This window comes from Exilibacterium tricleocarpae (assembly GCF_007004655.1).
Taxonomy (GTDB): domain Bacteria; phylum Pseudomonadota; class Gammaproteobacteria; order Pseudomonadales; family Cellvibrionaceae; genus Exilibacterium; species Exilibacterium tricleocarpae.
Genome location: NZ_ML660092.1, coordinates 262,818 through 277,149, shown reverse-complemented (window position 1 = coordinate 277,149; position 14,332 = coordinate 262,818). Strand labels below are relative to the sequence as shown.

Below are 14,332 nucleotides of genomic sequence, written 5' to 3'. Positions count from 1 at the left end.
TTCTGCGATCAGCATTCTGGTATAGAGCATTGATCCGGTAATATAGTCGTCAGCGCGCAAGGCCGAGGTTATTCGCGACTGAATTCCATCATATGTTCGGTTGCAGTAACCACAGTGTTGCCCCCTTGTGCGATAGCCGTATTAAGCGCTTTGGTCGCACGCGCGATAAAGCTTGAAGGTAATTCATCGAGTCTTTCGGCGACACCAAAGCTGACTGTTGTCTGCAGGTTTTCCGGCCATTCGATTTCTTGGATCAATACGTGCAGCCTTTCGGCCACTTGCGAAGCGTATACTAATTCGGTGTAAGGGCAAATCAGGACGAAGTCCCTCTCACCCCAACGCGCCACTATATCAGAACTGCGGATACTTTTGGCTAAGACTTGTGAGACGGTGATCAGTACTTCATCGGTTACCTTGCCATCATGCCGTTTTTGCAAGGCGGTAAAGTTATCTATGCTGATAAACATCAAAGAGAGTTGACCGGGAATCTCCGAGCGCTCTGTACTTTTAAACCAATCGAGAATGCTTTCTTTATCCAAAGCGCCAGTCTCCGGATTTCGCGATAAAGTGTGGCGTAACTCTTCAGTCTTTTCATCTAACAGTTTACTTAGTGCTTCAAACTCTTTTTCTTGTCCGTCTTTTTGACTTTTTATGGAAAAAAGGATGCTGAGCAAATAAAGTAGACCCACCGAACCCCAGATCAACAGTAGGACAAAGTAGAGGTTTTGCGCACTGATGAGTTCACCGGCGATTTCTATGCGCTCGACGATAAAGGTGCGATCTCCAGGACCCACCACATAACCTGTTCCCACCACCAGTGAAAGCACATTGCTGAAATCGGCAGCGCCATCTTCATGGGATAATTCCGCCCACACCAGCCACCAGGTCGGTACCTGAAACTGTCTGAATGGGACAACCAGGGGATAACTGGAGGATTTTTCGTAGAATTCGATCGTATTGTATTTTAGAGACTCATCAACGTCTAAGCTGGAATAGGCGGGATCGAAGTGACGTGCGTTGAATCGAATAGAAGAGCCTTGCGGGGTTTCGTATTTGATCCAGAGCTTGAAATAGGCGTAACTCGACAGGTCCAGGCCATTTACACCTTCGCCCAGACGAAATGCGAGATTACAAAAAGGCCATTCATAACTGGATTGCACAATTTCACAGTGTACTATAAATTTATTGTCGCTAATCTCTAAGGTTGCAACAGATTTGCCTCCCAATGTCCGGTCATCCAATACCGTGAAAGACAAATCAGTACTGGGGTCAATGACAATACGCTTTTCAATCCCAATTGCCTGAAATATCACGGCCAGTGTGGTCATTAAAACCAGAATCCCCACAATTCCGGCTTTTTTGTGGCTTTCTTGCAACGGCATCAGCTTCATTTAGCACACCAAATATTTGTCACAATACCAACATCGTTATAAAGTAGCTGTATGTTGCTTAAATAAAGTGCTTACTCCCTGGAGCCGCCAAGATGATAGACTGAAGGTTTGTCTTCGCGCTTTGGGCTCTTTTTTTTGTCGAGATTTTCTTTGGTCGGCACACGAATTAAAATCTTTGTTCCACGCGTTGCCGATGTATGCACAGAGAATTCCGCACCAATGAAATCCGCCCGCTCCTGCATGCCCATCAGTCCAAAACTTGTGTTGTGTAAAAGACTTATGTCGTCCGGCACATCAAAACCTTTTCCATTGTCGTTAACACTCAGATCGACAGTTTCAGCCATAAAGTCTATTTTGAGCTCTATCCTGTCTCCACCGGAATGGCGGATAGCATTGGAGACTGAGGATTGCGCAATGCGGTAAAGTGCCAACTCTACTTGGTTGTCGAGACGTAGCGGTTCACCACTGCTTTCAAACAGGATTTGAATGCCGGCGTCTGAATTTTTATCCGATTGCACGACCAGTTCTCTTAGCGCGGAGACTAAACCGAGCTTCTCCAGATACGTTGGCCGCAGTTGTTTGATAAACGAGCGGATACTCTGAATAGATTCGTTAACTAGGTTTTCAATATTAGTCAACTCTTCATTTTCTCCATCTATGTTTAGGTCCATGCTCACCAATTGAACGCTTTGTCCGATGATAATAAGGCGCTGTATCGTATCATCATGCAGCTCCTGTGCCAGCCGCTTCTTTTCCTGTTCCTGGCCCTTAATGATGGCTTCGGCAAAGTGTTTGTAACGGATGGACTGCTCTTTATGGTGGGTCAGGTCTTGCGTTAATATGTGCTTATCACGTAATAATTGCGTCTTAGAGTGCAAAGGGAAGCGATAGATAAACAAGGTAACCACAGTAGCTACCGCAAGTGGCGCCAGAACAACTATTACTTTCTGGTTGAGAAGACTGCCTATACTAATACCGATCAAGGTTGAACCGAAGCACATGTAAAAAATTGCATCAATCGATAGCTGTTGCCTTTTAAACTCCATCTGAGCTTTCCAGGTCTAAAAGCTTAAGCGACGCGGCTTTGGTCACCGCTTCTGTGCGAGTATTAACTTCAAGTTTACTGAAGGCTTTGCTCAAATGCCCTTGCACGGTTCGACTGCTGATATGCAGTTTTTTGCCGATATCATTATTTGTATATCCTTTCGCCACCAAAGCTAGAATTTCCAATTCTCGCTTCGACGGTAACTGCTCAGGTGAATTTCCCGGTTTGTTTGGGCTTGTAAGCAAATGAACAATTTTTTCTGTGATATCCGGGTCGAATGAGGAGTGATCGGCAACCACTTCTTCTATCGTGTGTATGATCTGTTTCGGTGTCGAGTTCTTGAGCAGATATCCATTCGCGCCTGCACGCAAAGTGGCGCGAATATACGCATCATCATCATAAGATGACAAAATAATAATCTTGATGTGCGGATGATTTTGGTGTAGCCAGACAGAAAAATCGATACCTCCCATAACCGGCATTTCAATATCCACCAGTACTACATCCGGTTTTAAGTCTATTACGACAGGTATCGCGTCATAACCATTGTCGCTTTCGCCCACCACCTTGATATGCTCGGCTCGTTCTATGATATTGCGGATGCCGGCCCTTATTAAAGGGTGATCGTCGATTAATACGACCCGGATAATGGAGCCCGACTGACTATTGGAATCTGATGACTTTTCTACCATCGTATAAACCTATGTGATTGGCAATTTGTAAACGCCATTGGTGGCGCCTGCCTGATTCAGAAAATGGTTCTGTAAAAACAGTCGTATTATGGAAAAAGCGGGGTTAAGCCTTTAATTTACTACGTTTTAAACAGCGATTTGGCTAGGTGTATCATCAAGCCGGACATCCAAAAACTTCCCTTTTTATCTATCAAACGATAAAAATAGTACTAACAGTTATCAGCTTTTATATAGCTTGACTCAGCATGGCAAAGAGGTGCGGTTATCATAAACTCTTTTGTGGTTGTGTTCGACAATACTATCTGGAAATCGGTGCAGGCCCAAATCACAGGCTTTCGGTATCCGCAGCAGCTTTCAAGAATTTTAGGTTTAAAATTAATTTTAATATTTGCTTGGACTTTTTTATTTGTATCTGTTCACAATATTTGCGCGGCATTGGTAACTTCAACTTCTATTAAAACTTAGCTTGGACGATTTTGAGTGCAAAGGTAGTAATTTTGATGCCATATGTTTTGCTGTTTTTACAAGTGAGTATTGACAATTCTGTAATTTCTGTCTTCAAGGTTAGCACTGTCCGCGTCCACTTTTATTTATGTATGGGGCTAAATAAGCGATAAGACGGATATGAGCAGGGTGCAAGGCGTTCAAAAAGAATTCAGGACAAAGGTCAATATCCAACTATATTGATGATGTCGAATTTGAACGCTCAGCCCTTCCGTGTCGTGACCGGACTACTTTGGATTCGATGTAATAACAAGGATTAATATCTCATTTTCCTCAATCTTGAAAAACAAACAGGTGACAGCCATTGGGATAAAATAGCAAAAATCATATAGGATTTAGACGATCATCGACTCTCTCTTTTGTAATGCGAATTAATGAAAACCGCACCGGCTAACCATCAATGAGTAGCGCCGGCCCGGGTTGATGTAATGGAGAATGTAGAACTTAGCTAAAAAATCCATTTGTGTTGGTGGGGCCGATGACAGGCTGTTGTCGCTCTCTATGCTCCGATCTACGGCGATCATACAGCGGTTTCTGCCCAACAACATAGCCGAGGAGCCTTAGACAGGGGCAGACACAGTTATGCTGTCGTCAATGAGTAAAGTGGCCAGTGCCTTACCTCCATGCATAAACGCCCAGGTACCCATTCCGTCGGGACCCTCCTCAGAGCGTACCCAGTCACCGTTTTGAGCAAAACTATATTTGCGCAGTTCCACGGAGTCACCCCTTGAGCCATGTATGCTAAGGGTATCGCCACTGCTATCACTTAGGTTGAACACATCGCTCAGGTTGAAGATTAGATGGCTATTTCCACCGTCAGCGCGTAAGTCGATTTTTTCCACGCCGGTGATCCAATTGTCGCTGAACCTGGTGAAATTCAGCCTGAGCGGGGTGTCAAAGCGCAGGGTATCGATACCGTTGCCGCCGTCCAGACTCCTAAACAAGAGATCATGGATGGCAATTATGTCGTCACCGGCACCACCGCGTAGCACATCGCCGCCGCCGTTACCCATCAGGATATCGTTGCCTTGTCCGGCGATAATCTGATCGGCATGGCTACTGCCTTCCAGAACGTCATCGTCTGACGTACCGACTAAGGCATGGGTACTGACGTTCTGGCCACCATAGATCACATAGGTCAAGCCAGGGGTGGGGGTGGGGGTGGGGGTGGGGTTGGCATCCCCAGGATCGAGTGGAGAAGAGCCAATAACCAGATCATCAAAACCATCGCCATTGACATCACCGGCATGACTTACGTCAATGGCATGTCCCCCAACAGCATTGGGGGCCCTGATGACAAAGCCGCCGATACCCTGTGCAATATCAGCGAGTTCAACGGCATCTGTATCAGTCTTGCCATAAACCACATAATGATCTACAGACTTGGCTTCTTGGCTACTGCCGAATTCGCTGTTGGCTATAACCAAGTCTCCCAGACCGTCGCCGTTAATGTCACCGACACTTCTGATATTCTTGCCACTGCGATCGTCCTCACTGGCGCCATAGATGGCAAATCCGCCGCTACCCCTTTCAACCTCATCGATCTCAATGTCCGAGAGATTGTTTTCGCTGGCACCAAAGATCACATAGGCTATGCCACTTTTGTCACCGTTATGAGTGTTGGCCTGCCCCTCGGAAATGAACAGATCATCATAGCCATCACCGTTGACATCACCGGCGGAGTCAAGTCGTGCGCTCTCTAAACCTTTGATTACAAAGCCGCCGTTGCCGGCAGCGATCTCAGAGAGCTTGACGTCGGAGAGATTTTTACCACCAAAGACCACATGCATGTCTTGGACTAACTTGCCTTCAACTACCTCACGTTCAGAAATAGCCATATCATCAATGCCGTCACCATTGAGATCGCCGACAAAAAAGGCAACCCTACCATTGATAAAGGCGCTGATGTCTGTAACGGTAAACTCCTCCCCTTGGATCGGGTGGTCTTCAACGGTATACACCCCTTGGATCGCAATGCCATTAGCGCCATTGCTTTCGATAGCAGAGGCCCTAGTGTTGACAAGATTGCTCCCACCATAGAGCACATAGCTCACAGGACTATGCGAGCCACCGATATATAAGTCGTCAAAGCCATCGCCATTGATATCCCCTCCCCCATTAATCTTAGAGCCAGCCCATTCGAGGTAGTCTCTGCTGTCCCCCGCAACCACGAAGCCCAAATCACTCTGGACTTTAGGGTCGCCAAAGTTGTCAAAGTTGCCAACGTTGGCAAAGTCGCCCTGGATCTCGGAGAGATCGATGTCCGAGAGCTCGCTACCGCCATAGACCACATAAGCTACAGCAGGAACATGCGGTCCTGGAGTCGTTGAGCCAATAATGATGTCATCATAACCATCGCCATTGACATCGCCGGCACTGCTGACGTTAAGGATATTGAACTGACGAGTCTCGTCATTACTGATCACAAAACCAAGATCAGTGTTATCCCATTGAACTTCGGAGAGCACTATCATCTCATGCGCGTCGGCCACACCAATGGTGACGTCCTGGCTTGTACTAAGTTCATTGCTGTCTGTAGCGGTGATGGTTATGTCATAGACATTATTACCATCTGTATCACCCGGGTTTTCATAATCGGGTCCGTTCCTAAAAGACACCACACCCGTGTTTTCGTCAATGTTAAATAATGATGCGTCAATGCCGCTCAGACTGTAGGTTAACGCGGCACCACCATGATCCGCGACCTCAGCGGTGTAGGCGGCCGTCTGGTTTTCGTTGACCGTCACCTCGCTGCCCGAAGTGAAGACCGGCCCCCCGTTCACATTGCTCACGCTAATGGTGACGTCCTGGCTTGCGCTAAGGCCATCGCTATCCTCGGCGGTGATGATTATGTTATAGGGATGGTTACTCCCGATACAGTTATAGGGCAGATACAGTTATGCTGTCGTCAATGAGTAAAGTGGCCAGTACCTCGTTTCCAGACATAAACACCCAGGTTTCGTGACTTTCCTTTGACCAGTCACCACTTCTTTGAGCAAAACCATAATTGCGCAGCTCCACGGAGTCACCACTTGAGCCATGTATGCTAAGGGTATCGCGACTGTTATCACCTAGGTTGAACACATTAGCCAGGTTCAGGATTAGATGGCTATTTCCACCGTCAGCGCGTAAGTCGATTTTTTCCACACCGGTGATCTGATTGTTGCTGAGCCCGGCGAAATTCAGTTTGAGCGCGGTGTCAAAGCGCAGGGTATCGATACCGTTGCCGCCGTCCAGACTTGCAAAAGCGGTATCACGGATGGCAAGTATGTCGTCACCGGCACCGCCGCGTAGCACATCGGCGCCGCCGTTACCAATCAGGGTATCGTTGCCTTGTCCGGCGATAATCTGATCGTCATGGCTACTGCCTTCCAGAATTTCATCGGCTGAAGTCCCGACTAAGGCATTGGCACTGACGTTCTGGCCACCATAGATCACATAGGTGATGCCGGGGATGGGGGTGGGGTTGGCATCCCCAGGATCGAGAGGAGTAGAGCCAATAACCAGATCATCAAAACCATCGCCATTGACATCACCGGCATGACTTACGTCCATGCCATGTCCCCCACCAAAATTGGGGGCATTGATCACAAAGCCGCCGACACCCTGTGCAATATCAGTGAGTTCAACGGTATCGGTATCGGTCTTGCCATAAATCACATAATGATCTATAGACTTAGCTGGTTTGCTACTGCCGTGTTCGCTGTTGGCTAAAATCAGGTCTCCCAGACCGTCGCCATTAATGTCACCGATACTTCTGACTTGTCTGCCACTGCGATCGTTCTCACCGGCGCCATAGATGGCAAATCCGCCGATACCCCGTTCAATATGATCGAGATCCATGTTCGAGAGATTGCGGCCACCAAAGACCACATAGCTTACGCCACTTTGGTAACCGTTAGGCGTATTGGCTCTTTCCTCGGAAATGATCAGATCATCAAAGCCATCACCGTTGACATCGCCGGCAGCGTCAAATCTTGCGGAGCGTAAATGGTTGATTGCAAAGCCTTGTTTGTTCTCGGTGGTTCGATGAGGGATCTCAGAGAGATCGATGTCGGAGAGATTTTTGTGACCATAGACCACATGGATGTCTCGGATGAGCTTGCCTTGAAACGCCCTAGCTTCAGAAAAAGCCATATCATCAAGGCCGTCACCATTGATGTCGCCGACAATATTGCCAGACCTATTATTGTCATTGGGACCACGGACCACAATGCCATTATTGCCGCTTACAATCTCAGAGATGTCAATGTTGGGAAGATCTCTCCCGCCAAAGACCACATAGCTGTTGGTATTATGCGAGGTACTAATATATAGGTCATCAAAACCATCGCCATTGACATCCCCTCCCCCCCTAATATGACGGGCAGCAAATTCATCTGAGGTGGTCCCTTTGACCACAAAGCCCAAATCTTTTCTTGAGCCGTCCTCGATCTTGGAGACATCGATGTCAGAGAGGCCGCTACCGCCATAGATCACATAACCTACACCGGGAACACCCTGTGTTGCAGTACTTGAGCCAATAAGTATGTCATCAATACCATCGCCATTGACATCGCCGGCATTGCTGACTGATGCGCCACCGGCCTGGTTGTTATGTAGGAAGCCATCGATATCAATGCCTAGACTGTTGTTGTCATTGTTTTCAATGCCAGACACAGACAGGTCGACGATCCCGCCATCGGCTTTGCCAAAGATCACATGGGCGGCGCCGTTAGTCTGTTTTCCATTGTTGGAGGCTAAAGGTGTGCCAATAATCAGGTCATCGAGGCCATCGCCATTGAAATCACCGGCATTACTGAGGTTAAGGATTCTGAACTTACGACTACCTTCATCCCTGATCACAAAACCAAGATCATTGTTATCCAATTGAAGTTCGGAGAGCGCTATCGCTTCGTTCGTGTCGTTCACACTAATAGTGACACCCTGGCTTGTACTAAGGTCATTGCTGTCTGTAGCGGTTACGGCTATTTCATAGACATTATTACCATTTGCATCATCTGGGTTTTCATAATCAGGCACGTTCTTAAAAGACACCACACCCGTGTTTTCGTCAATGTTAAATAATGATGCGTCAGTGCCGCTCAGACTGTAGGTCAGCATGGCACCATCAGGATCCGCGACCTCAGCGGTGTAGGCGGCCGTCTGGTTTTCGTTAACAGTGGCCGTTGTCCCCGATGTAAAGACCGGAACCGGCCCCTCGTTTACATCATTCACGCTAATAGTGATGTCCTGACTCGCGCTAAGGCCATCGTTATCCGTGGCGGTGATGCTTATGTTGTAGGGATGGTTACTCCCGAGGTTCTCAAAATCAGGGGCATTGATAAAGGTCAGCTCACCGGTATTCGCATCCAGGTTAAACAGCCCGGCATCGGCCCCACCTAGCGTGTAGGTCAATGCGCCACCGTCGGGATCCGTAGCCACAGCCGTGTAAGCGGCCGTCTGGTTTTCGTTAACAGCAGCCGTTGTGTCCGAGGTAAAGGCCGGCGCCTCGTTAACATTGCTCACGCTAATGATGACGTCCTGGTTTGCGCTAAGGCCATCGTTATCCCTAGCGGTGATGCTTATATCATAAGTATGGTTAATCCCGAGGCTCTCATAGTCAGGGGCATCTTTAAAAGTGAGCTCACCGGTATTCGCATCCAGGTTAAACAGCCCGGCATCGGCCCCACCTAGCGTGTAGGTCAATGCGCCACCGTCGGGATCCGTAGCCACAGCCGTGTAAGCGGCCGTCTGGTTTTCGTTAACAGCGGCCGTTGTGTCCGAGGTAAAGGCCGGCGCCTCGTTCACATCACTCACGCTAATGATGACGTCCTGGTTTGCACTAAGGCCATCTCTATCCCTAGCGGTGATGCTTATATCATAAGTATGGTTAATCCCGAGGCTCTCATAGTCGGGGGCCTCTTTAAAGGTGAGTTCACCGGTATTCGCATCCAGGTTAAAGAGCGCTGCATCGGTGCCGCTTAGACTGTAAGTGAGGATATCACTATCCGCATCCGTGGCCTCGGCCCTATAGACGGCTACCTCGCCCTCGTCGACGCTAATCTCAACCATCGCTTCGCCCGAGCCCGACGTAAAGACAGGCGCCTCTTTATTACGTGGCTCCGTAGGTGACGCAGGAGAATCTCCCCCTGATGACGCCGAAGCGGCAATCAAACCCAGCCCTGCTCCCGCTAAGCTCATCATGCCTAAGGCGCTTATACCCCCAGCTTCACCCTGAGGGATACCGTCAATGGTATCGTCTACCGTTGACAGCGCCAGTGGCGTTGGCTGGTCTTGTGGCTCATGAACAAAACCGGCCCCCAACAGGTCAAGCAATACGATGCCTTCCAACGAGCCATGACTGTACACAATCGTATTGTCGCCTGAGAAAGGCGTGTTGGCCTCTTCGTTCGCACTCAGCGGCTTACCCTCTTCGGAGAGGCTGATGCCACAAAAGTTGTTGCGACACACCACATAGTAATCGTCGATAATCAGGTTAACGCCGTTATCCAGGCGAACCTCAAGATCCGCATCTGTTCGGACGGCCACGACGTTATCGGGGCGCTCCCCATGACTGGACACCACGCGGTATTGCTCCCCAGCCCTGGCTTGCACGACCAAGGTCTTAGACGAACTGAGCTCATACCGCACGCTGGCTTCCCCAGCAGACGTTTCTAAGTAATAGTTCATAACCGGTACCTTAGTTTAAACATGAGTAAAAAATGAACCTAATACGTTCATACTGCAGGGCTATTCGCTCCCCTTTAATTGCGCCAGTTCGCGTCTGGACTGGAGAACATCCAGGCGATTAATATCATCCTTCAAACGGGGTATTTTATTGATGGCGAGCATTTCGTCGGCGATGGCAATGTATTCATCACAAACCTGTTCCTTCCTCATAGAACCGAGAAACTTGCCGCCCTTGTCGTGATTAATGACTTTTGGCGTCTTTGATTTATAGATAATGCGGTTAATACTAAGTAGGCGGGTTGATTCGGTAAACCTGCACATTGCACCATTTGTATTCTCTTTCAACAAAGCACAACAATTGTTTATTAACGTACGCCCTCAGCCAACTGTTTAAGGTACAAATGAAGTGATTTAATGTGAATGGACACCCGTTGAATATGAAAATAGCGTTAGCGAGGTGTTACAGGACTGTACAAAAAAGACGCAAATAGACGGATGAGTTCAAGCAGGATGCGGTGAAACTGGTGAATGAGCAATGAGATCGAGGAGGAGATCGAGGGACACCGATTCTTTAATAACCTGAATCCGTGATTCCGACTGCCAGTGTTTCAAGCTACAAGCACTATTAACAGGTATTTTTGATAAAATTGTGGTTGTATAGAATTCACTAAGAGGGTGATTTATGCAGCGTTTAAAATTTTCACAATCTAGATCAGAAATAACGGGACATTCCGGCTTGGCTCTGGTTGGCCAAGCGATTCATCGTTACACCAAACTTACTCAGGAAGTCGATGCGCAGATTCCACTTCGACATGGTATCGAACACTCTGACTTGATCAAGAGTTATATATGGATGTTGTGTTGTCCTTTAATGAGCAGCACCTCAAGATTGAGCCGGTCGATTTCATTATAAAATGGAACCCTCGCCAACAAGACAAACAGTGGTGGCTAGACTATGCCGAGCAGCATGGCTGTTGGGAAGAAGAGCGACCCTGGCAAGGTTATGATTACAGTATACGTCGAGCCATGCAGGTGACAGTGCGAACCATGGATTATCGAGGTCAACGCCCATTGACACTCGAGATCGATATTGATGGCTGGTGGACGAGTTTAACGTTGGCAGAACATGAGGTGATTCGGCTTTATGCCGATCGCGGTGTATCCGAGCAGTTTCATAGTGAGTTTAAAACGGATCTGGACATTGAGCGGTTGCCGATCGAGGCGCAGGCAAAGCACTTGACGGCTGAACAACGATTACAGGTTCGACAAGAGGAAAGCGTACCGCTGTGGCAGACGTTTAAGGCGTGGCCGGAAAAAACACAGGCCGAAGGTGTCGCGCATTCAGGTACCCGCAATGCCATCAGCTATATGCTCGGCAACTGGGCGGCATTGGTGCGTTATTGTGAGGACGGGCGTTTACCGATATCGAATATTCTATCGGAGCATGTGGCGAAAACGATTGCATTGGCCAGGAAAAACTTCTTGTTTGCCGATACGCCGGCAGGCGCTAAATCGAGTGCGATGATTTACTCGTTGCTGGAGACCGCCAAAGCCAATCACCAAAACCCCTATCACTATTTAACGTTGCTGCTAAACGAGCTACCCAACGCCCGGTCGGCAGGGGCTATTGAAAAGCTCCTGCCGTGGAATAAAACTCCGGCGCAAGTCAGGCAACGGTTTGATCGCTATCCGCGTCCCTGCCCAGCCTATCTATGGCTTGGTGGCTAACCTGTGGATTTTGCACCGTTTACTTACTAACCGTAGGAAAATATATCAAATATATTGTTATGTAAAAAAGCGTCACCCTTGCCTTTAACAACAATCACCCTCCCAAAAATCGCGAATGCCCGCAATTCCCTGCGCCCCGCAATCAAAACTTTGCTTAAGTTTTTCGGCATCCACACCACCCAATGCAAACACCGGCACCTTCGCCTGACTGACCCACTCCTGAAACTGCGACCAACCCAGAGGCTCCACCTCGGGATGAGTGGTCGTTTTAAACACCGGAGAAAGCGTAACAAAATCAACGCCCAAGGCTTCCGCTTTGCGCAGTTGCTCGGGCGAGTGACAGGAAGCGCTAAACCACGCCTGCTGTGAAACGGGTCGCTCAGATAAGCCCTTCAAACGCTCACTGGTAACATGCAACCCATGACAGCCGGTCTGCTGATAAAGCCCTGGCACTGTGTTGGCAATAGCAACAACACCGCGCCGGCGACACAAGGCCGCAACAGCCTTTGCCACCTCCACATAAGTTGCATCATCCAACTGATGCGCGCGCACCTGAACGATCGTTGCGCCGCGATCTATTGCGCGGCCGACCTTTTCTACATAGTCTTCGACACTTGCCGCCGCACCGGTAATCGCCATCCTGTCGGACAATCTCGCGGCCGCCACAATCGGCACATTGGCGGCGGGAAACGCAAAGTCCAATAACTGATCGGCGCCAACCCAAGCCACCGGCTGCCCCTCATTACCCTGGGGCTCTCCGCTAAACCCCGTCACCTTCCACACATCAAGCAACACCGATTTATCGGCATAGTCGTGACGAATACAAATCAACGGACGACTGTGAGTCACCTCAATGGCCAACTCTTCTAAAAGCTCCCGCGCCAGCGCCGCCGGCACGGACTCCCCCGCCTCCACCTTACCGCCGGGAAATTCCCACAAACCACCCTGGTGCGTATGGTCGGGACGCTTTGCAATCAGCACTTCGCCGCGCCCATTGACAATCACACCGGCAGCGACATGAACGACTTTCATCAGGTGCGGTACTCGGCATTGATGGTGACGTAGTCGTGGGACAAGTCCGTGGTCCACACCCGCTCGGCACTGCTGCCGCGGCCGAGGTCGATGCGAATGGTAATCGCATCGCGCGCCATCACCTGCTGCCCCTGCTCTTCGGTATAGCTGTCGGCACGGCCGCCGCGTTCGACGATCAATACATCCCCCAGATAAACCTTGACACGGTTAACATCCAGTTCCTCGATACCGGCTCGGCCGATCGCCATCACGGTGCGCCCCCAATTGGGATCGGAGGCAAACAGCGCAGTTTTTACCAGCGGCGACTCAGCCACCGTATAGGCCACAGCCAGACATTCACGCCGGTTCGCACCACCTTCCACAGCCACAGTCACAAATTTGGTTGCCCCTTCGCCATCGGTGATCACCGCCTGCGCCAACTGAATATGCACCGCCACCACAGCGTTGTATAACTTGGCATAGAGCACGCCGCTGGGCTCGATAATCTCAGGCAAAGGCGCCCGGCCGGTGGCGGCCAACATACAGGCATCGTTAGTGGAAGTATCACCATCTACAGTAATACGATTGAAAGAACGCTCGACCGCGCTGCGCAACAGTTTATCAAGCAGCGGCTGGGCCACCTTGGCATCGGTCATCACATAGGCGAGCATGGTCGCCATATCCGGTTTGATCATGCCGGAACCCTTGGCCATACCGTTAACGGTTACAGTGACACCCTCGTGTTCAAACTGCACCGTGGCCGCCTTGGGCCGCGTATCGGTGGTCATTATGGCTCGGGCCGCCGCTTCCCAACTGCCGTCGGCCAGATCGCCGAACGCCTGCGGCAAGACGGCCAACATTTTGTCGACCGGCAGACTCTCGCCGATCACACCGGTGGAAAACGGCAACACCTGGGTCGGACTGACGCCCGCCAGGCGCGCAACCTCGGCACAGGTGGAACGCGCATCGTCCATACCGCGCTCGCCGGTACAGGCATTGGCGTTGCCGGCGTTGATCAGCCAGTAGTGCTTGCTGCCGCTGGCAAAGGTACTGCGTAAATGTTCTTTCGCGATAACCACCGGCGCCGCACAATAGGCATTGCGGGTGAACACACCGGCGACGCTACTGCCTTCGGCCAGCTCCAGCAACACCAGGTCGTTGCGATCGGTAGATTTGATGCCGGCACAGGCCGCGGCCAAACGCACACCGCCGACCGCCGGCATCTTGGGAAACGGAAAATGCCCTACTGCCATAGAATTGTCATAGACCCTGTGAACTTTATTTTCTTA

General features: G+C 49.8%; 9 protein-coding genes and 1 pseudogene. 2 read left to right on the top strand and 8 right to left on the bottom strand.

Going from position 1 to position 14,332, the window contains the following annotated elements; translation table 11 throughout:
• Nucleotides 1-68 precede the first annotated feature (68 nt).
• From FKG94_RS11265 to FKG94_RS11240, 6 genes are all read right to left on the bottom strand, one after another.
• Complete coding sequence (locus tag FKG94_RS11265) at nucleotides 69-1,391, bottom strand: GGDEF domain-containing protein (protein ID WP_142904331.1); 1,323 nt, start codon at nucleotides 1,389-1,391, stop codon at nucleotides 69-71.
• A 71-nt stretch (nucleotides 1,392-1,462) separates the two neighbouring features.
• Entirely contained in the window at nucleotides 1,463-2,437 is a 975-nt protein-coding gene (locus FKG94_RS11260; protein WP_142904330.1) for a sensor histidine kinase, read from the bottom strand.
• On the bottom strand, nucleotides 2,427-3,128 hold the full coding sequence (locus FKG94_RS11255; RefSeq protein WP_142904329.1) for a response regulator transcription factor: 702 nt from the start codon (nucleotides 3,126-3,128) through the stop codon (nucleotides 2,427-2,429). The genes FKG94_RS11260 and FKG94_RS11255 overlap by 11 nt, the downstream gene beginning before the upstream one ends.
• A 1,064-nt stretch (nucleotides 3,129-4,192) precedes the next feature.
• Nucleotides 4,193-6,424, bottom strand: a complete 2,232-nt coding sequence (locus FKG94_RS11250) for a cadherin repeat domain-containing protein (RefSeq protein ID WP_142904328.1) — start codon at nucleotides 6,422-6,424, stop codon at nucleotides 4,193-4,195.
• 88 nt (nucleotides 6,425-6,512) lie between these two features.
• Nucleotides 6,513-10,304 carry a cadherin domain-containing protein gene (locus FKG94_RS11245; RefSeq protein WP_142904327.1) on the bottom strand — a complete coding sequence of 1,264 codons (3,792 nt, stop codon included), beginning with the start codon at nucleotides 10,302-10,304 and terminating at the stop codon, nucleotides 6,513-6,515.
• A gap of 60 nt (nucleotides 10,305-10,364) precedes the next feature.
• Complete coding sequence (locus FKG94_RS11240; protein WP_142904326.1) at nucleotides 10,365-10,649, bottom strand: hypothetical protein; 285 nt, start codon at nucleotides 10,647-10,649, stop codon at nucleotides 10,365-10,367.
• 705 nt (nucleotides 10,650-11,354) lie between these two features.
• Here FKG94_RS11240 and FKG94_RS29525 point away from each other — a divergent pair.
• Both FKG94_RS29525 and FKG94_RS29520 read left to right on the top strand, forming a co-directional pair.
• Nucleotides 11,355-11,519, top strand: a pseudogene (locus tag FKG94_RS29525) (IS1380 family transposase); the annotation flags it as partial.
• Nucleotides 11,514-12,032 (top strand): IS66 family transposase, encoded by a 519-nt coding sequence (locus FKG94_RS29520; protein ID WP_425460044.1) that lies wholly within the window; start codon nucleotides 11,514-11,516, stop codon nucleotides 12,030-12,032. The pseudogene FKG94_RS29525 and the gene FKG94_RS29520, both read left to right, overlap by 6 nt.
• An 84-nt stretch (nucleotides 12,033-12,116) precedes the next feature.
• Here FKG94_RS29520 and FKG94_RS11230 read toward each other — a convergent pair whose 3' ends face one another.
• Together FKG94_RS11230 and argJ are read right to left on the bottom strand one after the other, a co-directional pair.
• Entirely contained in the window at nucleotides 12,117-13,064 is a 948-nt protein-coding gene (locus tag FKG94_RS11230) for a Nudix family hydrolase (protein WP_142904324.1), read from the bottom strand.
• Nucleotides 13,064-14,296, bottom strand: a complete 1,233-nt coding sequence (gene argJ, locus FKG94_RS11225) for a bifunctional glutamate N-acetyltransferase/amino-acid acetyltransferase ArgJ (RefSeq protein ID WP_142904323.1) — start codon at nucleotides 14,294-14,296, stop codon at nucleotides 13,064-13,066. Before argJ ends, FKG94_RS11230 begins: the two co-directional genes overlap by 1 nt.
• Nucleotides 14,297-14,332 lie beyond the last annotated feature (36 nt).

Excerpts from the sequence above, each read along its gene's own strand:
- FKG94_RS11265 (WP_142904331.1), bottom strand. The coding sequence starts at position 1,391 with ATGAAGCTGATGCCGTTGCAAGAAAGCCACAAAAAAGCCGGAATTGTG.
- FKG94_RS11260 (WP_142904330.1), bottom strand. The coding sequence starts at position 2,437 with ATGGAGTTTAAAAGGCAACAGCTATCGATTGATGCAATTTTTTACATG.
- FKG94_RS11255 (WP_142904329.1), bottom strand. The coding sequence starts at position 3,128 with ATGGTAGAAAAGTCATCAGATTCCAATAGTCAGTCGGGCTCCATTATC.
- FKG94_RS11245 (WP_142904327.1), bottom strand. The coding sequence starts at position 10,304 with ATGAACTATTACTTAGAAACGTCTGCTGGGGAAGCCAGCGTGCGGTAT.
- FKG94_RS11230 (WP_142904324.1), bottom strand. The coding sequence starts at position 13,064 with ATGAAAGTCGTTCATGTCGCTGCCGGTGTGATTGTCAATGGGCGCGGC.
- argJ (WP_142904323.1), bottom strand. The coding sequence starts at position 14,296 with ATGGCAGTAGGGCATTTTCCGTTTCCCAAGATGCCGGCGGTCGGCGGT.